The sequence below is a fragment of the Streptomyces sp. ICC1 genome (assembly GCF_003287935.1).
Lineage (GTDB): Bacteria > Actinomycetota > Actinomycetes > Streptomycetales > Streptomycetaceae > Streptomyces > Streptomyces tritrimontium.
Map to the genome: position 1 here is coordinate 1,436,937 of NZ_CP030287.1, position 23,608 is coordinate 1,460,544.

The 23,608-nt window shown below is 72.6% G+C and carries 22 protein-coding genes; 13 read left to right on the forward strand and 9 right to left on the reverse strand.

The window, feature by feature from the left end:
- Positions 1 to 52 precede the first annotated feature (52 nt).
- The 3 genes from DRB96_RS06600 to DRB96_RS06610 all read left to right on the forward strand — a co-directional run bounded on the left by DRB96_RS06600 (position 53) and on the right by DRB96_RS06610 (position 1,963).
- Positions 53 to 640 (forward strand): TetR/AcrR family transcriptional regulator, encoded by a 588-nt coding sequence (locus DRB96_RS06600; RefSeq protein WP_112447571.1) that lies wholly within the window; start codon positions 53 to 55, stop codon positions 638 to 640.
- The gene (locus DRB96_RS06605) at positions 637 to 1,017 is read left to right on the forward strand and encodes a hypothetical protein (protein WP_112447572.1); all 381 of its coding nucleotides are present in this window, start codon (positions 637 to 639) and stop codon (positions 1,015 to 1,017) included. The genes DRB96_RS06600 and DRB96_RS06605 overlap by 4 nt, the downstream gene beginning before the upstream one ends.
- Before the next feature lie 286 nt (positions 1,018 to 1,303).
- A complete protein-coding gene (locus DRB96_RS06610; protein WP_275432067.1) occupies positions 1,304 to 1,963 on the forward strand; it encodes a transposase in 660 nt (219 codons plus the stop codon).
- Here the strand turns inward: DRB96_RS06610 and DRB96_RS45835 are convergent.
- A complete protein-coding gene (locus tag DRB96_RS45835) occupies positions 1,867 to 3,639 on the reverse strand; it encodes an FG-GAP-like repeat-containing protein (protein WP_275431885.1) in 1,773 nt (590 codons plus the stop codon). The genes DRB96_RS06610 and DRB96_RS45835 overlap by 97 nt on opposite strands.
- 244 nt (positions 3,640 to 3,883) lie before the next feature.
- On the opposite strand from DRB96_RS45835, the gene DRB96_RS06625 reads away from it, so the two are divergent.
- Positions 3,884 to 4,678 carry a VOC family protein gene (locus tag DRB96_RS06625; protein ID WP_112453255.1) on the forward strand — a complete coding sequence of 265 codons (795 nt, stop codon included), beginning with the start codon at positions 3,884 to 3,886 and terminating at the stop codon, positions 4,676 to 4,678.
- On the opposite strand, the gene DRB96_RS06630 is transcribed toward DRB96_RS06625, so the two are convergent.
- From DRB96_RS06630 to DRB96_RS06645, 4 genes are all read right to left on the reverse strand, one after another.
- The gene (locus DRB96_RS06630; protein WP_162689053.1) at positions 4,668 to 5,570 is read right to left on the reverse strand and encodes a cation:proton antiporter; all 903 of its coding nucleotides are present in this window, start codon (positions 5,568 to 5,570) and stop codon (positions 4,668 to 4,670) included. The two genes, DRB96_RS06625 and DRB96_RS06630, sit on opposite strands and share 11 nt — an antisense overlap.
- A 167-nt stretch (positions 5,571 to 5,737) precedes the next feature.
- Positions 5,738 to 6,718, reverse strand: coding sequence for a HEAT repeat domain-containing protein (locus DRB96_RS06635; RefSeq protein ID WP_162689054.1), 981 nt, complete (start codon positions 6,716 to 6,718; stop codon positions 5,738 to 5,740).
- Between the two features lie 306 nt (positions 6,719 to 7,024).
- Positions 7,025 to 8,617: an acyl-CoA carboxylase subunit beta gene (locus DRB96_RS06640; RefSeq protein ID WP_112447576.1), complete on the reverse strand. Its 1,593-nt coding sequence runs from the start codon at positions 8,615 to 8,617 to the stop codon at positions 7,025 to 7,027.
- Between the two features lie 170 nt (positions 8,618 to 8,787).
- On the reverse strand, positions 8,788 to 9,615 hold the full coding sequence (locus DRB96_RS06645) for an AfsR/SARP family transcriptional regulator (RefSeq protein WP_112447577.1): 828 nt from the start codon (positions 9,613 to 9,615) through the stop codon (positions 8,788 to 8,790).
- 281 nt (positions 9,616 to 9,896) lie between these two features.
- Here DRB96_RS06645 and DRB96_RS44335 point away from each other — a divergent pair, with 281 nt between their 5' ends.
- The 4 genes from DRB96_RS44335 (at position 9,897) to DRB96_RS06660 (ending at position 14,414) form a co-directional block, all read left to right on the forward strand.
- Complete coding sequence (locus DRB96_RS44335) at positions 9,897 to 10,124, forward strand: hypothetical protein (RefSeq protein ID WP_239516044.1); 228 nt, start codon at positions 9,897 to 9,899, stop codon at positions 10,122 to 10,124.
- Positions 10,121 to 12,373 carry a TOMM precursor leader peptide-binding protein gene (locus DRB96_RS06650; RefSeq protein WP_239516043.1) on the forward strand — a complete coding sequence of 751 codons (2,253 nt, stop codon included), beginning with the start codon at positions 10,121 to 10,123 and terminating at the stop codon, positions 12,371 to 12,373. The genes DRB96_RS44335 and DRB96_RS06650 overlap by 4 nt, the downstream gene beginning before the upstream one ends.
- A 97-nt stretch (positions 12,374 to 12,470) precedes the next feature.
- Positions 12,471 to 13,769: a histidine kinase gene (locus tag DRB96_RS06655; protein ID WP_112447578.1), complete on the forward strand. Its 1,299-nt coding sequence runs from the start codon at positions 12,471 to 12,473 to the stop codon at positions 13,767 to 13,769.
- Between the two features lie 30 nt (positions 13,770 to 13,799).
- Complete coding sequence (locus DRB96_RS06660) at positions 13,800 to 14,414, forward strand: response regulator transcription factor (protein WP_112447579.1); 615 nt, start codon at positions 13,800 to 13,802, stop codon at positions 14,412 to 14,414.
- A 14-nt stretch (positions 14,415 to 14,428) separates the two neighbouring features.
- Here DRB96_RS06660 and DRB96_RS06665 read toward each other — a convergent pair whose 3' ends face one another.
- The 4 genes from DRB96_RS06665 to DRB96_RS06680 form a co-directional block, all read right to left on the reverse strand.
- Complete coding sequence (locus tag DRB96_RS06665; protein ID WP_112447580.1) at positions 14,429 to 15,664, reverse strand: acyltransferase domain-containing protein; 1,236 nt, start codon at positions 15,662 to 15,664, stop codon at positions 14,429 to 14,431.
- 40 nt (positions 15,665 to 15,704) lie between these two features.
- Entirely contained in the window at positions 15,705 to 17,453 is a 1,749-nt protein-coding gene (locus DRB96_RS06670) for a fatty acyl-AMP ligase (RefSeq protein ID WP_112447581.1), read from the reverse strand.
- A 186-nt stretch (positions 17,454 to 17,639) separates the two neighbouring features.
- Positions 17,640 to 17,852, reverse strand: a complete 213-nt coding sequence (locus DRB96_RS06675; RefSeq protein WP_112447582.1) for an acyl-CoA carboxylase subunit epsilon — start codon at positions 17,850 to 17,852, stop codon at positions 17,640 to 17,642.
- Positions 17,853 to 17,999: 147 nt separating this feature from the next.
- Positions 18,000 to 18,620: a hypothetical protein gene (locus tag DRB96_RS06680; protein WP_112447583.1), complete on the reverse strand. Its 621-nt coding sequence runs from the start codon at positions 18,618 to 18,620 to the stop codon at positions 18,000 to 18,002.
- A 163-nt stretch (positions 18,621 to 18,783) separates the two neighbouring features.
- Between DRB96_RS06680 and DRB96_RS06685 the strand changes: the two genes are divergently transcribed.
- The 5 genes from DRB96_RS06685 (at position 18,784) to DRB96_RS06705 (ending at position 23,599) form a co-directional block, all read left to right on the forward strand.
- Positions 18,784 to 19,041, forward strand: a complete 258-nt coding sequence (locus DRB96_RS06685; RefSeq protein WP_112447584.1) for a hypothetical protein — start codon at positions 18,784 to 18,786, stop codon at positions 19,039 to 19,041.
- A gap of 54 nt (positions 19,042 to 19,095) precedes the next feature.
- Positions 19,096 to 20,838: an acyl-CoA dehydrogenase gene (locus DRB96_RS06690; protein ID WP_112447585.1), complete on the forward strand. Its 1,743-nt coding sequence runs from the start codon at positions 19,096 to 19,098 to the stop codon at positions 20,836 to 20,838.
- Between the two features lie 76 nt (positions 20,839 to 20,914).
- Entirely contained in the window at positions 20,915 to 21,748 is an 834-nt protein-coding gene (locus DRB96_RS06695; RefSeq protein WP_239516041.1) for a 4'-phosphopantetheinyl transferase superfamily protein, read from the forward strand.
- An 89-nt stretch (positions 21,749 to 21,837) separates the two neighbouring features.
- Entirely contained in the window at positions 21,838 to 22,632 is a 795-nt protein-coding gene (locus tag DRB96_RS06700; protein WP_112447586.1) for an alpha/beta fold hydrolase, read from the forward strand.
- A 118-nt stretch (positions 22,633 to 22,750) separates the two neighbouring features.
- The gene (locus DRB96_RS06705) at positions 22,751 to 23,599 is read left to right on the forward strand and encodes an AfsR/SARP family transcriptional regulator (RefSeq protein ID WP_112447587.1); all 849 of its coding nucleotides are present in this window, start codon (positions 22,751 to 22,753) and stop codon (positions 23,597 to 23,599) included.
- The last annotated feature ends 9 nt before the right edge of the window (positions 23,600 to 23,608 follow it).

The window sequence follows — 23,608 nt, forward strand, 5'->3', positions numbered from 1 at the left end:
GACGCCGGCCGGGATTGCTTATCAAACGGGTCGACCCGTATCGTAAATCGGTATGAGTTCCTTTCCGTCCTCCAGGGGACGTCCCAGGGATCCCCGCTCGCACGAGGCGATCGTCAGCGCGACCACAGAGCTGGTGATCGAGGTTGGCTACGCCGCGACATCGATCGGGGCGGTGGCTGCCCGTGCCGGTGTCGGCAAGGACACGGTCTACCGGCGGTGGCGGGGCAAGCCGGAGTTGGTCTTCGAGGCCGTGTTCACGACCACCGACCATGCTCCGGCCCCAGACACCGGAACGCTGGCCGGGGACCTGACCGCACTGCTGCGGGGCCTGGTCGACGAGTTCCACGCACCGGCCGCCGCAGCGGCGCTCCCGGGGCTGCTCTCTGACTTCGCCGCCGATCCGGTGCTGAAGGCGCGCATCCGCAGCGACTTCCTGGCCCCCTCGAAGGAGCGGCTGCTGATCGTCTTCGAGCGTGCCGTGGAGCGCGGGGAGATCGCGGCCGACACACCCGTGGATCTGGTCCTGGACACGCTGGCAGGAGCCGTGTTCTTCCACATCGGCCTGGTCGGGGAACACCCCGACCCTCAGCTGGCCGGCCGGCTGGCTGCTGTCATAGCCAAAGGAATCGAGATCCGATGAACGGCTGGCTTCTCGCAGCGGGCATCACCGCGTCCGGTGTGGCCGCAGCGCACATCGTCGGCGGGCACCGGGATGTGGTGCGCCCGCTGCTGTCCTGCGGACTCGCAGACGAACCCAAGCGCGTCCTTCATGCCGTGTGGCACATGGTGAGCGTCGACCTGGTGCTCTCCGCAGCCGCCTTGGTCTACCTCGCGCTGGCGGACGATACGTCAGCAACCGGCCTGGTGGCGTGGTTCGTGGCTGCGCACTTCGTCGCGTACGCACTCGCTTTCCTGGTCGTCACGCTGTCGGTCGGCTGGCCGAAGCCACTGCTCCGGCTGCCGCAGTGGATTCTGCTCCTGCCGGTCGCGGTCCTGACAGCGGCGGGCGCCGCGTAGCGACAGCCCCGGAGAGATACAGCCCCGGTGCCCGCGGGGCTGATCCGAGCCGCCAGCAGCCTCCCCGCGCACAAGCTGAGCGGTCTCGGTGATGCGGGCTGCGGTTCGGGTATGAGGCAGGGCAGGGAGGGGCTGCCCATGCCGAAAATCTTGCGTGTGGAATTGACGTCTGATCAGGAACGCGAGGTGTGTGAGCGTCTGCGGGCACGCGATCTCGCGCCGGGTACCAGACTGCGTCTGGACTACGTACGGCTGATGGGTCGGGGCCTGACCGTGCCCGAAGTGGCTGACCTTCCTCGACGAGAGCGGGTTCGCCCCGACCATGCCCACCGGATACACCTGGTCAAGGGTAGGACAGCGGGCCGTCGTGCCGCGCGAGGACAAGAAGGGCCGACGTGTGAACGTCCTCGGGGCCCTGACGGTGGGACAGCATGCCGATCTGGTCTGGGAGAGGACCTGCGGCAAGATCGACGCGGTCATGCTGCCGGAGTTCGTGTGCGTGAGGCTGGCCCGCCTGCCCGGCGGGGCCGCCGCACGGGACAAACCTCCCGCGGGCTTCACACGGGCACGGCCGTGCACCGTCGTCCTGGACAACGCCTCCGCACACGTGGCCCGTGTCTTCAAAGGGCGCCGCGAGGAGCTCGCCGCCATCGGCGTCGAACTCTTCTACCTCCCGCCCCGCAGTCCCGAGCTGAACGACATCGAGCGGGTGTGGCGCTCGGCGAAGTACGAGGACTACCCCGAGCGCGTCCACACCACCAACGGAGCGGTCGGCACCGCAGTCGACCAAGCCCTGAACAGACAACGCGCACGCATCAATGGATCAGCAGCGAACTTCACCAAAGCCGCTCAGCTGATCGCGCGGATGGTGTTCCAGCTGCTCTGGCCGACCGTGGTGCGGGTGCCGTCCACCGGGTCGCCCGCGCCGTTGGTCTCGCCGGCGTAGAACATCAGCGTGCCGGTGCCCTCGTTCGTGGTCGCCCACAGGTCCGCGACCCCGTTGCCGTCCGCGTCGCCGGCGCCCGCCAGCAGCGGCCGGTTGCCGGTCCCGTACCCGTGCCCGTACTCGGTGCGCTCGCCGAAGGTGCCGTCGCCGCGGCCCCGGTAGAGCCACAGCTTCTCGTCGTTCGCGTCGCGCGCGAACAGGTCGACGCGGCCGTCGTGGTCGGCGTCGCCCGCCGCGCTCAGGCTCATCGGGGACCAGCCCCGCGTGCCGATCTGCACCCCGGACCTCACGCCGGGTCGGGCGGCCGGGTCGCCCGCGTACAGCCACAGGGTGTCGCCGAGGGTGGCGATCACGTCCGGGTGGCCGTCACCGGTGGCGTCGCCGACGCTGACCACCTTGGAGTCGGCGGGGAAGCCGGTGCCGATCCGCACCGGGGAGGCCAGCGTGCCGTCGCCGCGGTTCGGGTAGACGCGCAGCTCGGTGCCGACGCGGGCGACGACGTCCTCGGTGCCGTTGCCGGTCCAGTCCCCGCGGTGGGAGACGGAGGCGCCGGCCCAGCCGCCGCTGCCGATCACGGCGGGGCTGCCGGTGACGGCGCCGTCGCCCCGTCCGGCGTAGAGGCGGAGCTTGCCCTCGTCGTCCACGGCGACCAGGTCGGACCTGCCGTCACCGTCCATGTCCCCGGCCGTCGGAGCGCCGCGCAGCACGGCGGTGACGGGGGCGTGGTCGGAGACCCCGCTCGGGGGGCCGCTGTCCGGCTCGTTCGGGGTGGTGTCCATCCGCGCCGAGTCGATGGCGCAGGAGGCGAAGCGGTTCGCGCCGACGGCCTTCGTCGTGAAGAGGTGGTCGAGCTCGTTCCAGGAGTGCCCGCCCGTGCCGACCGTGTCCCAGCCGTGGTACGTGAACCCGTCGATGCAGTGGTCGTACGCGCCGGTCAGCGGCGCCATCTCGGCCGCGCCCGCGTTGCGGTTGAAGTCGCCGCCCAGGACGGTGCCGCCGGGAGCGTGCGCGTCGACGAACGCCTTGACGTTCCTGATCTGCGCGGCGGCGCGGCTCGCCTGGCCGGGGATGACGTGGGTGGTGCAGGGCGTGGTGCTCCAGCCCTCCACCGCCACGCACAGCGCCGCGAGGGTCTGCTTGTCGTCCGCGGAGGCGGGCAGCGTGTTCTCGGACCAGGAGCCGGTGACGGTGCCCTTCACGGCCAGCAGGATGCCGAGCTCGCCGGTCAGGCCCGCCCGGCAGTCGGTCCGGCCGTCGGGGCGCGCGCCCTTGGCGTGCCGGATGGACCATGCGGGGCCGAGCCGCTCCTGGAGCAGCGCCATGTGGCTGCCGGCGGCGCCGCCGCAGACCTCCTGCAGCATCACCACGTTGGCGCGCCGCTCGTCCACGACCTTCTGGACCTCGTCCATCTTCACCGCGGGCTGGTCCCGGTACGCGCAGTAGCCCGCGTCCCCCCGGTTGCCGCCGGCCTCGCCGCAGATGTTCCAGGACACGACCCTGATCTCGTTCTGCGCCGGGCCCGCGGCCAGGGCGGTCTGGGTGGCCTGGGTGGCCTGGGCGGCCTGGGCGGCCTGGGCGGCCGGGGCCGAGGACGCGACGGCCGGCGAGGTGCCGAGCGCAGCCCCCAAGGCCGTGAAGGCCGCCGCCGCGGACATGAGCATCCGTACCGATCTCATCAATTCCCCACCCGTTCCCGCGTGATGAGCGACGGATGCCCCGCCGGCCACGCCCATGCTCGCCCACACCGCACCCGTCCGGCGTCGGAGCCGGGGCGGAGCAGGGGGGTGGGACGGCCAGTCAGGGGTTACCGCACGGGCTTCACCCGTACGGCCCGCTTCGGGCCCCGTCCCCCGGGTAGGGGACGGGCCGTCCTTCCCCGATCCATCCCCCGATCCATCCCCCGGAGCGCCCGTGCCCGACATGAACGGCCCCTACAAGCCCGGCACCCCCTGCTGGATCGACCTGATGGTCCCCGACCAGCAGGCCGCCATCGACTTCTACAGCGACCTGTTCGGCTGGCAGGGCGAGATCGGCCCGCCCGAGACCGGCGGGTACGCCGTCTGCACCCTCAAGGGCAAGCCGGTCGCCGGGATCATGAAGGCGATGAACCCGGACGGCAGCGTCCCCGACCCGATGCCGCCGACCGTGTGGACCACGTACCTGGCCACCGACGGCCTCGACGGCACCCTCAAGTCCGTCACCGATGCCCACGGCAAGGTCGTCCTGGGCGCCATGGACGTCATGGACCTCGGCCGGATGGCCGTCGTCGCCGACCCGACCGGCGCCGTCGTCGGCCTGTGGCAGGCCGGCACCTTCGACGGCGCGGGCATCGTCAACGAGCACGGCGCCCTCATCTGGAACGAGCTGAGCACGAGCGACGTCCCCGCCGCGGCCGCGTTCTACACCTCCGTCCTGCCGGTCTCCACGACCGCGTCCAAGATGCCGGGAGCCGAGGGGTACACGGAGTTCCTCGTCGGAGGCCGCGCCGTGGGCGGGATGATGGACCTGGCGAACCTGCCCCCGGGCACCCCGCCGCACTGGCTCGCCTACTTCCACGCGGACGACGTGGACGAGGTCCAGGCAGCCGCGGTCCGCGCCGGCGGAGCGGTCCTGAAGCCGTCCTTCGACATGCCGGCCGGCCGCATGGCCGTCCTGGCCGACCCCCAGGGCGCCCCCTTCGCGGTCATCACGGCCAGCCCGGAAATCATCGACTGACAGCCCCCGGCCGGCCCGCCCGGCCCGCCCCCGCGATCCTGGAGGCCGAGCGGCACGCCGCCCCGGCCCCTGCCTCTTTTACACATCTGCCCCTGCCGCCGAACCGACCCGGCAGCCCCCCGCGCACCGGGCCGAGGAGCAGCAGCGCGAGGGCTGCCACCCCCGCCACCGAGAGCGGCGCCCCGCCCGCCAGGACCGCGGTGAGCACCAGCCAGCTGCCGCCGTCCCCGACCGCGGCGGCGAACAGGGCGAGCCGCCCGGGCTCGGTCCGGGTGAGGTCCAGGTCGGCGAGGATCCGGGCGAGCACCGGGAGGGCCGTGATGCTCAACGCGCAGCCCACGAACAGCACGAAGGAGAGTGGGTCCGCGCGCGGCCCGGCGAAGGCGAGCAGCCAGGTTGCGGCGACCGCGCCGACCGCGAACGGCACGAGCATCGACGCCTGGCTGACCAGCAGGGCCTGCGTCGCCGCGCCCCGCAGGCCCTGCCCGGCCAGCTCCCGCCCCACCCCGAACACGAAGAGGACCAGGCCGAGTTGGGCGAGCCCGTCCAGGAGCCGGAGCGAGGGGGCGGGGAACAGCCAGCCCGTGGCGGCCGGCGCGAAGTGCCCGAGCAGCGAGGGGCCGAGCGCCAGCCCCGCGCAGATCTCCCCGATGACCGGCGGCTGCCCGGCCCGCCGCGCGATCCGGCCGCCGAGGTGGGCGGCCGCGAGGATGACCGCCACGGCCAGGAAGAAGTGCCCCGTGGTGTCCAGATGGGGCACGGAGTCCGCCGCCCCGGAGGCTCCGCCCGTTCCGCCCGCTCCGCCCGCGAAGTGGACCGCCACGCCGCCGATCACGGCGGCGGGCACCAGCACGGTGCCCGCGAGGGCCCCCCAGAACCGTCGGCCGCGCATGGCCGCCTCCCCCCGCGTGTCGGGCCCCAGTGTCAGCACGGGGGCGCCGCGGGTGTCGAGTACGCCTGCCCCGAACTCCGACTCCGAACTCCGACTCCGAGCGCCGAACATCGCACGGCCGAAGCGGGCCGACGCCTGACCGGCATCCTGCCGGCCACCCCGCGCGCCTACGCCACGGAGGACGGGCCCGCGCGCCCGGCGGTGACGCCGGAACGCCCCGGCAGGTCGGCCGAGACCAGCGCGGCGGCTCCCGCGGGGTCGCCGGCCCCGCGCGCGAGCAGGAGCTCCACGTCGTACGCCGCCGACGTGCCGCGGGCGCCGAAGCCCAGGGCGAGCCCCGGGCCGAAGAGCTCCGCCGAGACGGCCGCGTCCAGGTCGGGCCGCAGCCGGTGCAGCGCGCACACCAACTCCCAGGCGGCCGCGTCCAGCCGGGCCCTGCGCACCGGATCGCACGCGTGCACGGCGGCGGTGACCCCGGCGCCTTCGGGCTCGTAGTCCAGCAACGCGGGCAGCAGCTCGGGGGCGCCCATGATCCGCGCCGCGTCGAAGGTGTGGACGTGCGCGCCGTCGGGGTGCGCGAGCAACTGCGCCAACAACGGGACGGCCCGCGGGTCGCGGCGCCGGGCGAGTCCGCGGACGCCCTCCTCCCGGACCTCGCGGTCCTCGTCGCCCGTGCGCTCCCAGAGCGCGGCGCGGACCTCGGGGCCGTCGGCCTCCAGCTGGAAGCCCAGGACGAACGTCGCCCGGTCGCGGACCCGCGGGTCCGCGTCACGGGTCAGCGCGAGGAGCGCGCGGACGGCGTCCGCGTCCGGCGGGCAGCCGGCCAGCCCCGCGAACGCTCCGGCCGCCTCCAGGCGCACCCGGTCGTCGGGATGCCCCGCGAGGACGGCGAGTGCGGGAACGGCGCGCCCGTCGGCCGTCCCGCCGAGCGCCTCCGCCAGGGCCCGCAGCACCCGTACGTCGCTCTCCCGCCGCGCCAGGGCGACCAGCGCGGTCGCCGCCCCGGCGCGCACCGATTCGTCCCGCTCGGCCGCCCGGCCCAGCAGCGCGCAGCCGCGCTCGCGCGCGGCCGGATCGCCGTCGCCCATTCGTGCCAGGCCGCGCGCCAGTGCCGGTGCGACGGGATTTGCCTCCCTACCTGATTCCATTCCGGCATCGTGGTGCACGAACCCGCGCCCGCGTGATCCGGGTTCGCACGTGCCCGGCGCATTTGCCATTGCCGGGAAAACGTCATGCTCCGGGTTATGCGATTTTCCTGGTACGGCACACGCATCTGACGGCCGAATTGATTTTCCGGGGCCTCTCGGAGCCAATCCGGAGGGGTGGGCGCCGGCACCCGGTGTTTCGACCGGTGAACGTCCGGCGCGCAGGACCCGCCGGACCCGCCGGACCCGCCGGGCGCGCGAGGGGCCGCGGTTCCGCCGATCCGGAACCGCGGCCCGTGCGCCGCGGCCTCACACCGGCTGATTGCCGTGCTTGCGCTCCGGCAGCGGGGCGTGCTTGGCCCGCAGCATCGCCAGCGAGCGGATCAGGACCTGCCGGGTCTCACCCGGATCGATGACGTCGTCCACGAGCCCGCGCTCCGCGGCGTAGTACGGATGCATGAGCTCGGCCTTGTACTGCTTGACCAGACGTTCTCGTGTCGCCTCGGGATCGTCGGACGAGGCGATCTCCTTGCGGAACACCACGTTCGCCGCGCCCTCCGCACCCATCACCGCGATCTCGTTGATGGGCCACGCGAAGGCCAGGTCGGCCCCGATGGACCGCGAGTCCATGACGATGTACGCGCCGCCGTAGGCCTTGCGGACGACCAGGGAGATCCGCGGGACCGTCGCGTTGCAGTACGCGTACAGCAGCTTGGCGCCGTGCCGGATGATGCCGTTGTGCTCCTGGTCGACGCCCGGCAGGAAGCCGGGCACGTCCACGAGCGTGAGCAGCGGGACGTTGAAGGCGTCGCAGGTCTGGACGAACCGCGCGGCCTTCTCGGAGCTGTGGATGTCCAGGACCCCGGCCAGGGCGGCCGGCTGGTTGGCGACGATGCCCACGACGTGTCCGTCGAGCCGGGCGAAGGCGCACACGACGTTCTGCGCCCAGGCCTCCTGCACCTCGAAGAACTCGCCGTCGTCGACGATCTCCTCGATCACCTTGCGCATGTCGTACGCCTGGCCGGGATCGGCCGGGACGATGCCGGCGAGGGCGTCGGTGCGGCGGTCGGCCGGGTCGTCGCCGCGGACCACCGGGGGCAGTTCGCGGTTGTTCTGGGGGAGCAGCGAGAGCAGGTAGCGGACGTCCTCGAGGCACTCCTCCTCGGAGTCGTGCGCGAACCCGGCGACGCCGGAGACGGAGGCGTGCACATCGGCGCCGCCGAGGCCGTTCTGGGTGATCTGCTCGCCCGTCACCGCGCGGACCACGTCCGGGCCGGTGATGAACATCTGCGAGGTCTCGCGGACCATGAACACGAAGTCCGTGAGCGCCGGGGAGTACGCCGCGCCGCCCGCGCACGGGCCGAGCATGACGCTGATCTGCGGGATCACCCCCGAGGCGCGGGTGTTGCGGCGGAAGATGCCGCCGTATCCGGCCAGGGCCGAGACGCCCTCCTGGATACGGGCGCCCGCACCGTCGTTCAGGGAGACCAGCGGGGCGCCGGCCTGCTCGGCGAGGTCCATCACCTTGTGGATCTTGGTGGCGTGGGCCTCGCCGAGTGCGCCGCCGAAGACCCGGAAGTCGTGGGCGTACGCGAAGACCGTCTTGCCGTGCACCAGGCCCCAGCCGATGACCACGCCGTCGCCGTGGGGCCTGCGGTGCTGGAGGCCGAAACCGGTCGCCCGGTGCCGGCGGAGCGGCTCGATCTCCGTGAACGTGCCTTCGTCAAAGAGGAGATCGAGCCGTTCGTAGGGGGTCAGCTTGCCCTTGGCGTGCTGCCGCTTCGTCGCCTCGGGATCCGGACCGCGGCTCACCTCGTCCTTCAGCCGGTTGAGTTCTGCGGTGGACCGGTGCAGGCTCGGCGAGGGAGCGAGCGTGGTCAGCAGTTCGTCGAAGGTCGTCATCGGCCCAAGCTAGGAACGACCCCTCAAAAGCCGTGGCCACGCGCCCTGGAGCCTGGCTCGAGCGGCGCTGCGGGCGGCCGCTGCTACGCGCGGCCACCGGCCATGTGCCGCCGGCCGCACGGCCACCGCTCCCCGGCCGCTGGTTCCCGGCCACCGCTCCCCGGCCGCGGCTACTCGGCCGCGGCCACGGGCTGGAGCACCCGGGGCATCCCGGCGCCGACCGGGTCGAACCGGTCGAGATCGCCCGAGAGCACGGCCTGGTGCAGCTGCTGGAGCGGCGCGGACGGTTCGAGCCCCAGTTCGCGCACCAAAGACCCCCGCAGCCTCTGGTACGCCTCGAGAGCCCGCCAGCCCCCGCCCGCCCGGTGCAGGGCGCGCATGAGCTGTCCGCAGAACCCCTCGTGGAGCGGATGGCGGGCCGCCAGCACCCGCAGTTCCGGGATCACCTCGGCATGGCGGCCGAGCCGGATGTCCGCCTCGATGCGCCGCTCCAGGGCGGCCGTGCGCTCCTCGTTGAGCCGCAGCACCTCGAGTTCCAGCACGGAACCCGCCCGTACGTCGACCAGCGCCGGGCCCTGCCACAGCGCGAGCGCGCGGCCGAGCAGTTCGGACGCGGCACGGTAGTCGCCGACGTCGTAGGCGGCCCGGCCGTGGCCGGCGAGCCTCTCGAACTCGTGGGCGTCGACCTGGCCCGGAGCCACCTGGAGCAGGTAGCCGCCGAACTGGGTGACGAGGACGTCCTTGGCGTCGAGCAGCGGATCCCCGTCGAGCGCTGCGCTGATCTTCCGGCGCAGCTGGAGGATGTACGTCTGCAGTGTGGTGGCCGCGCTGCGGGGGATGTCCTCGCCCCAGATCTCCTCCATCAGCGTGGGTACGGTGACGACCCGCTCGGCGTGGAGGGCGAGCAGCGCGAGCAGCTGCCTGGGCTTCGCGGCGCTCGGAACCACCGAGACGCCGCGCTCGTGGACGGCGAGCGACCCGAGTACTTTGATCTCCATGTGCGTGCTCCCCCTTGTCGGGCCACGGCCGCCGGCCAAACCCTGCGACGACCCTTTGGAGTCAGGTACGCAGACTCGCACCAAGGGGGCGCCGCGGCCCAGTGACCCACACATGAGGCGATTCATGAAAATGTCATAGGTGGCCGGTGACCGGTGCACTGCCGGTTCCATGAGGTCCCGCCCCAGACTCTCGACCCAGACAGACGTAAACGCAGCGCCGTTCGTCACAGGGGGAAGACATGAACGAGGCCCGGGACTATCTACGCTTCGCCGATCGCACCATGAGCACCGGACCTCAGCCCACGCCCGGACGGAGCTTCGACCGGGACCTCTCCTGGGCCTTGCTGGAGTTCGGCCTCGGAGCCGACGCAGTGGACTGGACGGCCGGCGCGACCGTCTCCATAGACGACCTGAGCGATGCTGCCGCCGCCGTCGGCAGCGCCGACTGGTGCATCCGCCCCTGCACGTGCGGCATGGGTGTCCCCTTCGCCGCTCAGGTGGCGGCGTGAGCCCGATACAGGAGCCCCTGGCGGGCCCCTTCGTCGCCTTCAAGCGCCACGTCAGAGCCGAGGCCGTGCCGGGCGAGGCCGCGTTCGTCCTGTCCGACAAGGGCGTGACCGTCCTGCGCGGCGGCGGGATCGAGAACCTCGTCCCGCTGCTCGACGGCAGCCGCACGCTCACCCAGTTGCTGAGGGACGCCTCCCGCAGCATGTCGATCGCCGAGGCGGGCCGGGCGCTGCGCAGCCTCGCCGAGGCCAACCTGGTGGGCTACCGGCACGCCGCCGATCTGACGGGCGAGGACACGGCCCTGGCCCAGGCCTACTGGGACCGCGCCGGCCTCGACGGGTACGAGGCGACGGCCGAGGTCGGCAGGGCGCCGGTGGCGGTGATCCCGGTCGGCGGGGTCGACACCACCGCGGCCCGCGCCGCCTGCAACGCCTCGGGGCTCAACGCGGTGGACGAGCACGCCGACGCCCCGCTGGCGCTCGTGCTGTGCTCGGACTACCTGGACCCGCAACTGCGGACCGTGGCGGCGCGCCTGCGGGTCCAGCGCCGGACCTGGCTGCTGGCCAGGCCCTTCGGCGCCGATCCCTGGACCGGACCGTTCTTCGCCCCGGACGGCAGCGGGCCCTGCTGGACCTGCCTGGCCCACCGGCTCTCCGAGCACCGCTTCAGCGAACTGCCCGTACAGCGCGCGCTGGGACTGGACGGACCCGCCGCGCGGCCGGCCCCGACCCTGTCCGCCGTGCGGTCCCTGGGACTGCACAGCGCCGTGCTGGAGATCTCCAAATGGCTCGCCGGACTGCGCTACCCGGAACAGCGGGCGGTCTGCGTCCTGGACAGCCTCAATCTGAGCACCGCCCACCACATGGTGATGCGCCGCCCGCAGTGCCCCGACTGCGGGGACCCCGCGATGGTCGCCGAGCGGACGGCACGGCCCGTGGCCCTGGTGTCCCGGCCTAAGGCCGAGGGCTCGGGCAGCAACGACCGCGCGATCTCCGCCGAGGGCATCCTCATCGAGAACCGCCGGCTGATCAGCCCGGTCACCGGCATCGTCACCAACGTCCGCCAGGTGCCGGGACTGCCCGACGGACTGCACGCCTACGACTCCGGCCACAACCTCGCCCTGCGCGGGCGCTCGCTCGCCGGGGTCCACGAGGTCCTGCGGGCCCGCAGCGGAGGCAAAGGGGCCACCGCCACCGAGGCGCGGGCGAGCGCCCTGTGCGAGGCGGCGGAACGGTACAGCGCCGCCCGCCAGGGCGATGAGCTCGTCATCCGGGACTCGCTGACGGGGCTGGGAGACCAGGCCCTGCACCCCAACGCCTACCAGTTGTTCGACGAGCGGCAGTACGCCGACCGGGAGCGCTGGAACGCGGTCGAGTCACCCTTCCACCGGGTCAGCGAACCCTTCGACCCGACGGCCGGGACCGACTGGACGCCGGTCTGGTCCCTCACCGCGGGGGTCCACCGGCTGCTCCCCACCTCCACCCTGTACTTCGGCGCGGGCGCGGGCGCGGGCGCGGGCGTCCGCGGCGACCACCTGTGGTCCGACTCCAACGGCAACGCGGCGGGCGGCAGCCTTGAGGACGCCGTCGTCCAGGGCGCCCTCGAACTCGTCGAGCGCGATGCCGTGGCCCTGTGGTGGTACAACCGGCTGCGCCTGCCGGGCCTCGACCTCGACGCCTTCGACGAGCCCTGGCTGGCGTCCACGCGATCCGCGCTGGAGCGGTCCGGCCGCCGGGTCTGGGCCCTGGACCTCACCTCCGACCTCGGCATCCCGGTCGTGGCGGTGGTGTCCCGGCACGACGCGGGGCCGGCCGACGGGTTCGTGTTCGGGTTCGGGGCGCACTTCGACCCGCGCCTGGCCCTGCGCAGGGCGCTCACCGAGATGGTGCAGATGCTTCCGGGCCGCGACGCCTCCGGTACGCCGCTGCCCGGCCAGCCGCAGTTGTTCCCCGATCCGGGGCAGAGTGCCCGGACGCCCGCCTCCTGGTCGTACGCCGGACGCCGCGAGGACCTCCTCGAAGACGTGCACCACATCCGGACCCTGCTGGAGTCGCACGGAATGGAACTCCTGGTCCTCGACCAGACGCGTCCGGACGTTGAAATTCCGGTTGTCAAGACCATCGTGCCGGGGTTGCGTCCCTTTTATGCCAGGTTCGCCCCGGGGAGGCTCTTCGACGTACCGCCGAGCCTCGGGCAGCGGGACGGTGCTCTCGCATTCGGGGAACTCAATCCGGTTCCACTGCCGTTGTAGATCGGGCAGGGCTGTCCGTTGCCTGCCCTTCACCTGGCCCGCTCGGCATATAGTGCGATCTCAGACTCTCCCGAATTGCGTACTGAGGAGTGAGCATATGACGGGCCGTTTCCGGACTGCGGACAACGACCTGACTCAGGGCGCGGGGCAAGCGGAAAGTTTAAGTCCGGACAAGCGCGGGCGACTTTCCGACATCCTGGCACCGCGTCTCGCCCAGGGCATCGTGATCACCGTCCTGACCGGGTACGGAATCATGACCCTGCTCAATGTCGAATTCGCCCTGCGCGGCCAGACCCGTGATCTCCTCATATGCGTGGCGGGCGTCCTGGTCCTCTACGGGGTTCAGATCGTCCTCACCCTGCCCCGGGCCCGGCGCTGGTCCACCGGCCGCAAATGCGGGGCCCTGGCCGTCCAGACCGTCCTCACCTTCTTCCCGCTGGTCGTGCTGAACACGGCCTGGGGCAGCGTGGCGGGACCGCTCAGCGCCTCGATCCTGCTGCTCCTGCCGCCCCGCGTCGCCTGGCCCGGCTTCGCGCTCATCACGGCCCTGGTGCTGGGCTGGGGGGTGAACAAGGGCGGCGGCACCGTCATGGACTTCGCCTACCTGGGCATCTCCACGGCTCTGACCGGACTCGTCGTCTACGGCCTCACCCGGCTCACCGACCTGGTCCGCGAAGTCCACGAGACCCGCGCCGAGATGGCCCGGATGGCCGTCACCCAAGAACGCCTGCGGTTCGCACGCGATCTGCACGACCTGCTGGGTTACAGCCTCTCCGCGATCTCGCTCAAGTGCGAGCTGGTCCAGCGCCTCGTGCCCGCCAACCCGGAGCGGGCGACCACCGAGATCATCTCGGTGCTCCAGGTCTCCCGGCAGGCGCTCGCGGACGTACGGCTGGTCGCCAGGGGCTACCGGTCCATGTCCCTGGCGACGGAGGCGGATTCGGTGGCCGACGTGATGGCCGCGGCCGATGTCGACGCCGTGGTGGACGTCGACTGCGGTCGGCTCCACCCTCTGGTGGACACTGTGCTCGCGACCGCCCTGCGCGAGGGAGTTACGAATATCCTCAGGCACAGCAAGGCGCAGAGCTGCACCATCCGGGCAGAGATCGTGGAGGAGACGGTGCGGCTGGTGCTCGACAACGACGGTGTGAGCGAGAGCCGCCCGTCGGATTCCGTGGACCGCGGCAGTGGGCTGGGGAATCTCGACATCCGGCTCACCGCCATCGGCGGCCGGCTGACCGCGGGTCCCGCCCCCGGTGGCCGGTTCCGCCTGACGGCCGAGGCACCACTCAGGCCTGTCACGGTCGATCAGACCGAGGCCCCGGAGCCACGGAGGAACGGGGTCGCCGGCATCACGCCGGCCGCGGTTCAGGACGCGGGGAGACCCGCCGCCTGAGCCGGCAAGGATTGAACGGGGGAACAACCAATGCTGACTCTGAAGATTCTTCTCGCCGAAGACGTGCACATGGTCCGCGGCGCGCTCGTCGCACTGTTGGAGATGGAGCCCGACTTCCAGGTGGTCGCCTCGGTCGACCGGGGCGACCTCATCCTGCCGTCCGCGCTGGAAACGCGCCCCGATGTCGCCATCATCGACATCGACCTGCCCGGCACCGACGGGCTGACGGCCGCCGCCGACCTGCACGAGAAGCTGCCGGACTGCCGCACGCTCATCCTGACCAGCCTCGGCAGGCCCGGCACCCTGCGCCGGGCGATGTCGGCCCGGGTCTCGGGGTTCCTGCTGAAGGACTCCCCGCCGGCCCGGCTGGCGCAGTCCGTACGGTCCGTCGCCGCGGGGCAGCGGGTCATCGACCCCGATCTCGCCCTCAGCGCCTGGGAGGCACCGGACAACCCGCTCTCGCCCAGGGAGACCCAGGTGCTCAGGCTGGCGGCCCGCGGTGCGGACACGGCCGAGATGGCCGTACAGCTCTTCCTCACCCAGGGCACCGTACGGAACTACCTGACGGCCATCGTGGACAAGCTCCGCGCACGCAACAGGATCGACGCCATCCGGATCGCGGAGGAGGCGGGCTGGATCCCGTAGCGTGCCCGCCGCGCTCAACCCAGGGCCAGCGGGCCCGCGTTGAGTGCGGAAAGGACCCCGGCCAGGTCCACCGCGTTCGTCTCGGGACCACGGCAGACCGCCAGACACTCGGGCCCCCGCGAACCGGCCATGCGCCGGAGGAACGGCATCAGCACGGCCTTGGGGCCGATCTCCACGACATGGCTCGGGGTCTGCTGGGCGAGCATCTGCCGCGCCGCGTCGACGAACCGCACCGGAGAGGTGATCTGGGCCGTCCAGTACGCGGCGTCCAGCGGTTCCTCGATCCTGCGCCCGTACACCGTGGAGTAGTACGGCACATGGGGCGCGGCACCCGCCAGATGCCGGGCGGCCGCCTCGAAGCGCGGGGTCACCGGTTCCATCAGCGGTGAGTGGAAGGCGTGGGTCACCTGGAGGAAGGCGCTGGCGATCCCGATCGCGGCCAGCCGGTCCCGGACCCGCTCCAGCCCCTCGATCTCGCCGGACAGCACGGTGGCCCGCGCCGCGTTGAAGGCTCCGATGGACACCCCCGGCTCGCTCGCGGCGGCCTCGGCCGCCTCGAAGGGATCGGCGCAGGTCGCCATCATCCCGCCCCCGGTGGGCAGGTACTGCATGTACATGCCCCGGAAGCACACCAGCCGGGCCGCGTCCTCCAGCGTCAGCGCGCCGGAGACGGCGGCCGCGGCGATCTCGCCGATGCCGTGGCCCAGCACGGCGACCGGGCGCACCTGCTCCTCCCGGAGCAGCGTCATCGCCAGCGCGTACTCGACGGCGAACAGCGCCGGCTGGGTCAGCGCCGTCTGGTGCACCCGCGGATCGCCGCCGAGGATCAGCTCGATGACGGACATGCCGAGGTAGGGGCGGATCGCCGCGTCGGCCTCCGCGAGGTGGTGCCGGTAGCCCGACAGGTGCTCGTACAGCGCGGCCGTCATCCGCGGGTGCTGGGAGCCCTGCCCGGTGAACACGAACGCGGCGCGCACCTGTCCGGGGCGCCGCCCCATGCCCTCCCGCATCGCGAGGAAGCGGGCCAGATCGCGGATGGTGGGATGGGCCCAGATGTCCGCCGGTTCCAGCAGCGGGCCGAATCTCTCCTCGATGTCACCGTAGAGTCCGAGCAGGCCGACCGAGTCGAGCCCCCATTCGGACAGCGGCTCGTCCGGGGGGACCTCCCGCCGTGCGTAGCCGCCGATCCGCTCGGCGAGCCACGTTGCGAAGACCCGCTCGTCAGGTTCGCCCGGTGCATCCGCGTTCACGTCCAGCTCCCTTCCGACTCGATGGCCGTACTGGCCGCGACTAGCGCGACGAACCGGCCGATGCCATCAGTTCCTTGTCGAGATGCTGGTACAGGGGCTGGATGCCGCCGCTGAGGAACAGCCGGCGCATCGCAGCCCGCTCCACCTTCCCGCTGGTGGTCCGCCGGACGGTGCCGGGACGCACCAGCAGGACCCCGCCCACCGCGATGTCGAACTCCTCGGCGAGGCAGCGCTGTACGTCCTTGGCGACCGCCTCCAGGTCCAGCGCGTAGCGCTCGTGCGTACGCAGCTCCTGGACCACGACGACGCGTTCGCGTTCGGCCGGCACGGCGAACGCCGTGCCCGTGCCGAAGAGGGTGCTGATCCGCTGCACCGCGTGTTCGAGGTCCTGTGGGTACAGATTGCGTCCGGCGACCACGATCATGTCCCGCAGCCTGCCGGTCACGTGGAGGCTCCCGTGGTGCAGGACACCCAGGTCACCCGTCCGCAGCTGGCAGCCCGCGCCGCCCGTCGAGGCCTCGAAGCGCTCCGCCGTGGCCGCGCGGTCGCGCCAGTAGCCCTGCGCGACCCCGGGTCCGGCCACCCAGATCTCACCGATCTTGCCGTCCGGGACCTCTTCGAGCGTCTCGGGGTCGACGATCCGCACCGTCGTGGCGGCCGTGTCGGGCGTGCCGCAGGACACCAGGGTGCGGACCGGTTTGCCCGGGCGCGGACCGCGCAGCTTGTGCTGCTCCAACGACTCGGCGTCCACCGTGAGCTCTTCGTCCGCCCCGGAGTCCGGTGCGGGGCCCCCCGTGACGATCAGGGTGGCCTCCGCGAGGCCGTACGCCGCGCGCATCGTTCCGGGGCGGAGCCCGGCGGAGGCGAACCGCTCGTGGAAGGACCGCAGGGTCCGGGGGCTCACCGGCTCCCCGCCGGAGACGGCGACCCGCCAGCGGGACAGGTCGAGACCGTCGAGCTGCTCGTCGGTGATCCGGCGCACGCACAGCTCGTACGCGAAGTCGGGGGCGCCGCTGACCTCGATGCCGTACCGGCTGACGGCCTCCAGCCAGCGCACGGGGCGTTTGACGAAGGCCTCCGGCTTCAGCAGCACCGAGGTGCCGCCGAGCCACAGCGGGTGCAGCAGCTGTCCGACCAGGCCCATGTCGTGGTGCAGCGGCAGCCAGCCGCCGATGCGGGCGCCGGGGCCCGTGCCCAGCAGCCGGCCCAGCGACTCCTGGTTGGCCAGCAGGTTCCCGTGGGTGACGACCACTCCGCGCGGGCTGCCGGTGGACCCCGAGGTGTACTGGAGGTAGGCGATCGTGTCCCGGTCGAGGTCCGGCAGCCGCCATTCGGTGTGGCCGGGCACCGCGTCGGCGGCGAGGCACAGGACGTGGCCGTGGCCCTGGAGGGCCAGCAGCCGGGAGACGTCGGGGGCCAGCGCGGCATCGGTGAGGACCGCGCAGGGGGCGGACTCCTTGACGATCCCGGTGACCCGCTCCTCGTGGTGGCCGCGGCCCCCGGTCACCGGGACCGGGACGGCTATGGCGCCCGAGTACAGGCAGGCGAGGAAGGAGACGGCGAACTGGCGGCGGGAGCCGTGGAGCAGCAGTACCCGCTCGCCGGCGGCACCGCGCTCCTGGAGCCAGCCGGCGAGCTCCCGGGCGGCGGCGTCCAGCGCCCGGTACGACACCGAGACGGCGCGGCCGCGCTCGTCGCTCTCCGGGAGCAGGACCAGCGCGTCGCGGTCGGGTGCCTGCCGCGTTCTGTCGAGCATCAGTTCGGTGAAACTTTGGTGGTGATCGGCCATTTCCGGGTCCCCCTGGCAATGTCTTGTGGGCGCGACAGGCACGCTTCGCCTCGGTGCCCGCTCCGCCCGGAGCAGGAACGTAGGTGCGCCGTCTCGAAGGCCGCTCGACCCTCGCTCAGGACGCTCGACCGTCACGGGGACCCTCCGGCCGGTGCTCCGGCCGCCGTTCGCGCGAGGGGCCCGGGATCAGGTCTGGGTGGCCCACCCGACGCGCGGGCGGCGGCGGCGCGTGCCGCCCCAGGGCACAGTGGGCGCCGTGGTCCCGTTCTCCCCGGCCTCGTCCGCCCCGAGGGCCCGCAGACGGGCGCACAGTACGGCGGTCAGCGCGGCGAGTTCCACGGCGTCCGGCCGTCCCCGCAGAACGGTGAACCGGATCTGCGCATCGTTGGACTCATCCATGCGTCCGATGCTGCGCCTTCGCCCTAGCAGGGCGCTCGCAGTCGGGTGCGTGCGCCGCAGGAGCGCCGCAGGAGCGCGGCAGGAGAGTGGCTGGAGTACGGGCGGACCGCGGCCGGAGCGCGGCGGGGGATCCGCCCGAGCCGCCGGTCAGGCAGCCCAGAGCAGCCGGGCGGGCTCCTCGGTGATCTGCGCCGAGGCCGAGAGCTTCGTCAGGCGGTCCAGGTAGCCGGCTCCGGACCGCACCTGCTCGCACCCCTCGGGATCCAGCCACCACAGCATCCCGGTGTACGCGTGCGGATCGGCCGCGGAGCGCAGCAGGCAGCTGCCCCCGAAGCCCGTGTCCGGTACGCACTGCCCGACCAGGGCGCCGAAGTCCAGCTCGAACTGCTCCGCTTCGCCCTCCAGCACGGCGTGTACGAAGACGACGCACGCGGCGTCCACGAGCTTGCCCCGGGCGGTCATCCGGCCCGCGCTGACCATGAGTTCGCTGTGCGCGGCCGTACACGTGCCGAGCCCGGGCAGCCGGGCGGCCGACTCCCCGCCCTCGTGCGAGACCTGGAGCAGCCGGTCCAGGGAACTCCACCGGTCGAGGTGCAGATACGTACCGGGACGGGTGATGGACTCCGCCGTCACCAGGGCCTCGAAGCCCTTGTGGGTTTCCCGTCGGCGGGCGTAGGCGACCAGCTCCCGCTCGAAGACGGCGGGATCGAGGGGAGTCGTCAGGCGCTCGATGACCGTCACCTGCGGGCCGCGCTCGTGTTGGGACATCGGCCGGACCCCCTCCTGCTTTCGTGCACGTGGAACGACTCTGCATGTCAGCACACCCTGCTTGAGTCCCACTCGAACGCGAGCGCGCGCGAGGGATCCTCAAGGCTCCGCCGAGCCGCAGGGACGACCGTGCCCTCCCGCTGTCAGAAGGGAAGTCACGACCATGCCCGATTCGAGCACGACCACCGGCACGCGTACCACCACAACAGCACACCCGTTCGCCGGGATCGTGCTCAGACGGGTGCTGCGGCCGCTGTGGAACGCCCTGGTGATCTACGGAACCCTGTGGCTGCCGACCGGTCAGTACCGCCTCCGCTACATGCCCGACGGAACCGTCGTCCCCCATCCGATAGACGAGCCGGAGGTGCCCGGCGGCGGCGATCGGATCCAGCCTGACCGGGAGACCTTGAGGGCCTCTTGAGCCGTGCCGGTTAAGCAGGACCCCGCGGGCCGCACACGAGGACGGAGAGCAGCCATGACGACGGTGGCGAACAGGGCGGACTCCTCGGAGGCCGCCGTTCAGGAACGCATCGCGCAACTCGAACACGACTTCGGTGATCTTGACGACCCGGGGAACCCGATGGGCGCGGAGCAGTTCCTCGCCGCCGACGAGCGCGGACGGCTGCTGCCGGCCGCCGAGCGGCTGCTCGACGGCTTCGGCCTCAACGCCGAGTTCGTTCCCAGGGAGCTCGGGGGCAGGCTCGACCGGATCGACGCCCTGTCCCGGGTGCTGCGCGCCGTGTTCCGGCGGGACGCGGCACTGGGGCTCGGCTACGGACTGAACTCCTACATGGCGTCCGTCATCATCTGGGCGGACGGTACGCCGGACCAGCGCCGGGACACCGCGGAACTGCTGCTGGGCGGCGGCCGGATGGCGTGCGCCTACCCGGAGCCCGCCCAGGGCAACGACTTCCTGGCCAATCGGCTCAGCGCGCGGCCGGACGGCGACGGCTACCTGCTGTCCGGCCGCAAGGAGGCCCTCAACGGAGTCGCCTCCGCCCAGTCGCTGCTGCTGTTCGCGCACACCCCGGGCGCCGGGGAGGGAGAGCTGAGCGCCTTCCTGATGCCGGGCCCCGACAGCCCGGCCGGCGCCAACCTGGGGCTCACGCCCCGGCGCCGGACCGTCGGCATCCGCGGCTGCGCGGTCCAAGGCCTGGAGTTCGACGGGCACCACGTCACCCGCGAGATGCTGGTCGGGGCGGCCGGCGCGGGCGCCCGGCTCGCGGAACGGGCCTTCCCGCTGACGCGCAGCACCGGCCTTTCCATGGCACTGGGCTGCGCCGACACCGCGCTGCGCACGACGACGGCCTTCGCACGCTCGCACCGCTCCCGCAGCCGGGCCTCGCTGCACACGGCCCGTACCCGCACCGCCCTGGTGGACGCCTTCACGGACCTGCTGATCTGCGACTGCGTCTCGCTGGTGGCCACCCGGTCGGTGCACCTGCTGCCCGGCGAGAGCCGGACGCTGGGCGCGGTCGCCAAATACCTCCTGCCGACCGTGCTCAACGAGGCCATCTACGACCTGTCGATCGTGCTCGGCGCCGAGTCCTATGCCAGGACCGGGAGTTACGGGATCTTCCAGAAGGCGGCCCGCGACCTGCCGATGATCGGCCTCGGCAGCGCGGGCACCGCCGCCAGCCGGGCGGTGATCATCGCCCAGCTGCTGTGGCTGCCGGAGCTGCCCGCGTCCTGCGGGGCGGAGGCGCCCGCCGCCCTGTTCCGGCCGTTCGACGCCGACCTTCCCCCGTACCGGCGGGAGGAGCTGGTGCCCGCACCCGAGGGTGATGCGCTGCTCGCCTCGCTCGCGCACTCGGCGCGGTACGCGTCCGTCGTCAGCGGGCCGCTGGGCGAGGCGCTCGCCGAAGCCGCGGCGGCGCTCACCGAGCAGCTGCGCGGGCTGCTGGACTCCTGCGCGGCGCTGACCGACCACCCGGCGGGCCGTCCGGTGAGCCCCCGCGCGTACGCCATGGCCGACCGGTACGCGCTGATCGCCGCGGGCGCGGCCTGCCTCGGCGTCTGGCGCCACCAGCGCGGGACCGGCGGCTTCCTCGCGGACCCCGCGTGGGTGGCGATGGCGCTGACCCGGATCGCGGGCCGGCTCGACCAGTCCGCGGCCCGCCCCCTGCCGCTCGGCGAGGAGCGCCTGCTCACCGAGCTGCTGCACCGCTTCGACGACGCCCGCAGCTACGACCTGTACGCGACCGCGATCGGCAGCTGACGCACGACCCCGGAGGTAGGACCATGAGCAACCCAGCGGCGGCGCAAACGAGCCCCACACGGCCCACGGAGGCGTGATGGAACGGCTGACGGAAGGCCCCTCGCATCCGGTGATGCGTCCGCTGCGGCAGCGCGGGCCCACGGAATCCTGGCAGCCGGTGCGCCACGAGATGGCCACCCGCGGCACCTGCGTCGTCTACGCGGCCGTCGGCGATTGGCTGCCGCCGGACCTGGACGCCCCCGCCCTGGCCGCCGACCTGGGCCCCGACGTCCGGCGGATGCGGCGGATGACCCATGCCCAGAACCGGGCCCGGTTCGTCGCCTCCAGGCTGCTGTTGAAATCGGCGGCCAGCGCCGTACTGGGCACGCGGCCCAGCGAACTGGAACTCGCCTACAAGATCGGCGGACGCCCGCACCTGCGCGGGATCGACCAGCTCGACGTCAGCCTCAGCCACACCGACGACCTGGTCGTCGTGGGCCTGACCCGGTTCGGCCGGATCGGCGTGGACACCGAGTCCACGGACCGCAGGATGCTCGACCTCGGCACGGAACGCCAAGCCTGCACCCCGCACGAGCTGGAGGCGCTGGAGCAGGTGCCGCTGGAGCGGCGCAACCGTGAGCTCGTGCGCCTGTGGACCCTCAAAGAGGCCTACAGCAAGGCCATCGGCCAGGGGCTGCGCTTCCGCTTCACCGAGTTCGGCTTCGGCCCGAACGACGAGGGGGTACGGATGCTCCGGCCCGACGGGACGCCGGGGACCGGCTGGGAATGGTCCTTCCACAGCTGGCAGACGGCCGACTCCTACACGGTCAGCGCCGCCCTCTACGATCCGGGATTCGACGCCCGCCACCGGTCCTCCGGAGTGCTGCCCCTGCTTCCGGTGCTCACCGACCCGCGCTCCAGCGCCAGTTGAGCCGGGGGCGAGGACCGGCGGTGACTCTCTGATCCCGCAGGCGGCCAGCCGCCGACCGCGGACCCGGTCAGTTTGGGAAGGGAGTCCGGATGCCTCGTTGTCTCGCGGTCCGTCCGCCGGCCGGTCCGGCCGGAATCCGGCTGTTCTGCTTCCACCACGCCGGCGCCGGCGCCATGACCTTCGCCGGGTGGAAGCGGGCCGTCGGCCCCGGGGTCTCCGTACTGCCGGTACGGCTGCCCGGCCGGGAGTCCCGGCTGCGGGAGCCCCGCGTCACCGACGGCGACCAGCTGATCCAGGAGCTCACCGAAGACCTCGGGGAGATCCTGGACGGGCCGGAACCCTACGCCTTCTACGGGCACAGCCTGGGCGCGATGGTCGCCTACCGGTTCGCCGAGCACCTCGTGCGCACCGGCCGGCGCCCGCCGCTGATGCTGCTGGTCGGTGCCAGTCCCGCACCCCAACTGCCCTCCGCCGTACTCGACGGGGCCCGCGCCCTGCGGCCCGACGCCCCGGACAAAGAGCTGCTCAAGGCACTCGGGGACGAGGACAGCCTGCCGCGGGAGCTGCTCGCGCGGCCCGGCTGGCTCAGCCTCACCCTGGACACCCTGCGGGCCGATCTGCGACTGGCCCGCAGTCTGCGGTCCGCACCGGTCGTCCCGTTGCCCTGCCCCGTCAGGGCCTTCGCGGGATCGGAGGACCCGCTGGTCTCCCCGGCCGAGGTCGGCGCCTGGGCCCAATGCACGACAGCGGGGTTCCGCATGCGGATCCTGCCGGGTGCCCACTTCTTCGTACGGGGCGACGAACTGCCCCGGCTCGTCGGGGAGGCACTGCACATCGAATCGGCGCTCGCCGAAGCCCCGCCGCTCGGGGCCGCGGCGAGCTGAGCCGCTCCGCCAGGGCGCGGCCGTGCGGCGCATCCCCGGGATGCGCCCCCAGGACGCGTCGTCAGGACGCGTCACCGAGGCGATCCCAACCCCCCAACCACGAGGAGCTGTTCAAGGCATGGACATCAGCGTGCTCGGTCCATTCCGAGCCACTCAGTCCGGTGTTCCCCTCCACCTGACCGCCGTCAAGCCGCGCAAGGTCTTCGCGCTGCTGGCCCTCCAGGCCGACCAGGTCGTCTCGGTGGCCTCGCTGGTGGAGGAGGTATGGGGAGAGAGCCCGCCGCGCAGTGTGCAGACCACCCTGCAGACGTACATCCTCCAGATCCGCCACCTCATCGGCGCCGCGCTCCGCGAGGAGCCGGCCGGTGCCGGACTGCCCCGCGGGGCCAAGAGCGTCCTGGTCACCGAGCCGGGCGGCTACCGGCTGGACACCCAGGGCGGGCTCATCGACGCGCAGGAGTTCGACGCGCTGTCCTCCGCGGGCCACCGTGCCCTCGACCACGGGGAGTGGCAGCAGGCGTCCGCGTACTTCGGACGCGCCCTCTCCCTGTGGCACGGGCGGGCGCTGGCCGACGTCCAGTGCGGCGTGCTCCTCGAAGCCGAGGCCACCCGCCTCGACGAATCGCGCATGAGCGTGCTTCACCGCCGAATCGAGGCGGATTTGAGGCTCGGCCGCCACCATGAGCTCATCGGCGAACTGTCCGGGCTCGCCGCCCGGCACCCCTTGCACGAGGCGCTGCACGAGCAGCTGATGCTCGCGCTGTACCGGGCCGGTCGGCGCAGTGACGCACTGATCGTCTACCGGCAGCTGCGCGCCTCCCTCAACCAGAGTCTGGGGCTCGACCCCTCACACAGCATCGAGTACCTGCACCGAGCGGTCCTCGACTCCTCGCCGCAGCTCGACCTGGAGGGAACCCGGATGCTGTCCGGTGTCTCGGGAATCCCGCTGCTGGCGAGGGCCAACTGATTCTCCTGA

Coding starts and splice junctions, on each gene's coding strand:
- DRB96_RS06700 (WP_112447586.1), top strand. CDS start 21,838: ATGCCTCGTTGTCTCGCGGTCCGTCCGCCGGCCGGTCCGGCCGGAATC.
- DRB96_RS06635 (WP_162689054.1), bottom strand. CDS start 6,718: ATGGAATCAGGTAGGGAGGCAAATCCCGTCGCACCGGCACTGGCGCGC.
- DRB96_RS06625 (WP_112453255.1), top strand. CDS start 3,884: ATGAACGGCCCCTACAAGCCCGGCACCCCCTGCTGGATCGACCTGATG.
- DRB96_RS44335 (WP_239516044.1), top strand. CDS start 9,897: ATGAGCACCGGACCTCAGCCCACGCCCGGACGGAGCTTCGACCGGGAC.
- DRB96_RS06655 (WP_112447578.1), top strand. CDS start 12,471: ATGACGGGCCGTTTCCGGACTGCGGACAACGACCTGACTCAGGGCGCG.
- DRB96_RS06600 (WP_112447571.1), top strand. CDS start 53: ATGAGTTCCTTTCCGTCCTCCAGGGGACGTCCCAGGGATCCCCGCTCG.
- DRB96_RS06640 (WP_112447576.1), bottom strand. CDS start 8,617: ATGACGACCTTCGACGAACTGCTGACCACGCTCGCTCCCTCGCCGAGC.
- DRB96_RS06605 (WP_112447572.1), top strand. CDS start 637: ATGAACGGCTGGCTTCTCGCAGCGGGCATCACCGCGTCCGGTGTGGCC.
- DRB96_RS06695 (WP_239516041.1), top strand. CDS start 20,915: ATGGAACGGCTGACGGAAGGCCCCTCGCATCCGGTGATGCGTCCGCTG.
- DRB96_RS06670 (WP_112447581.1), bottom strand. CDS start 17,453: ATGGCCGATCACCACCAAAGTTTCACCGAACTGATGCTCGACAGAACG.
- DRB96_RS06630 (WP_162689053.1), bottom strand. CDS start 5,570: ATGCGCGGCCGACGGTTCTGGGGGGCCCTCGCGGGCACCGTGCTGGTG.
- DRB96_RS45835 (WP_275431885.1), bottom strand. CDS start 3,639: ATGAGATCGGTACGGATGCTCATGTCCGCGGCGGCGGCCTTCACGGCC.
- DRB96_RS06690 (WP_112447585.1), top strand. CDS start 19,096: ATGACGACGGTGGCGAACAGGGCGGACTCCTCGGAGGCCGCCGTTCAG.
- DRB96_RS06680 (WP_112447583.1), bottom strand. CDS start 18,620: ATGTCCCAACACGAGCGCGGCCCGCAGGTGACGGTCATCGAGCGCCTG.
- DRB96_RS06685 (WP_112447584.1), top strand. CDS start 18,784: ATGCCCGATTCGAGCACGACCACCGGCACGCGTACCACCACAACAGCA.
- DRB96_RS06645 (WP_112447577.1), bottom strand. CDS start 9,615: ATGGAGATCAAAGTACTCGGGTCGCTCGCCGTCCACGAGCGCGGCGTC.
- DRB96_RS06660 (WP_112447579.1), top strand. CDS start 13,800: ATGCTGACTCTGAAGATTCTTCTCGCCGAAGACGTGCACATGGTCCGC.
- DRB96_RS06705 (WP_112447587.1), top strand. CDS start 22,751: ATGGACATCAGCGTGCTCGGTCCATTCCGAGCCACTCAGTCCGGTGTT.
- DRB96_RS06675 (WP_112447582.1), bottom strand. CDS start 17,852: ATGGATGAGTCCAACGATGCGCAGATCCGGTTCACCGTTCTGCGGGGA.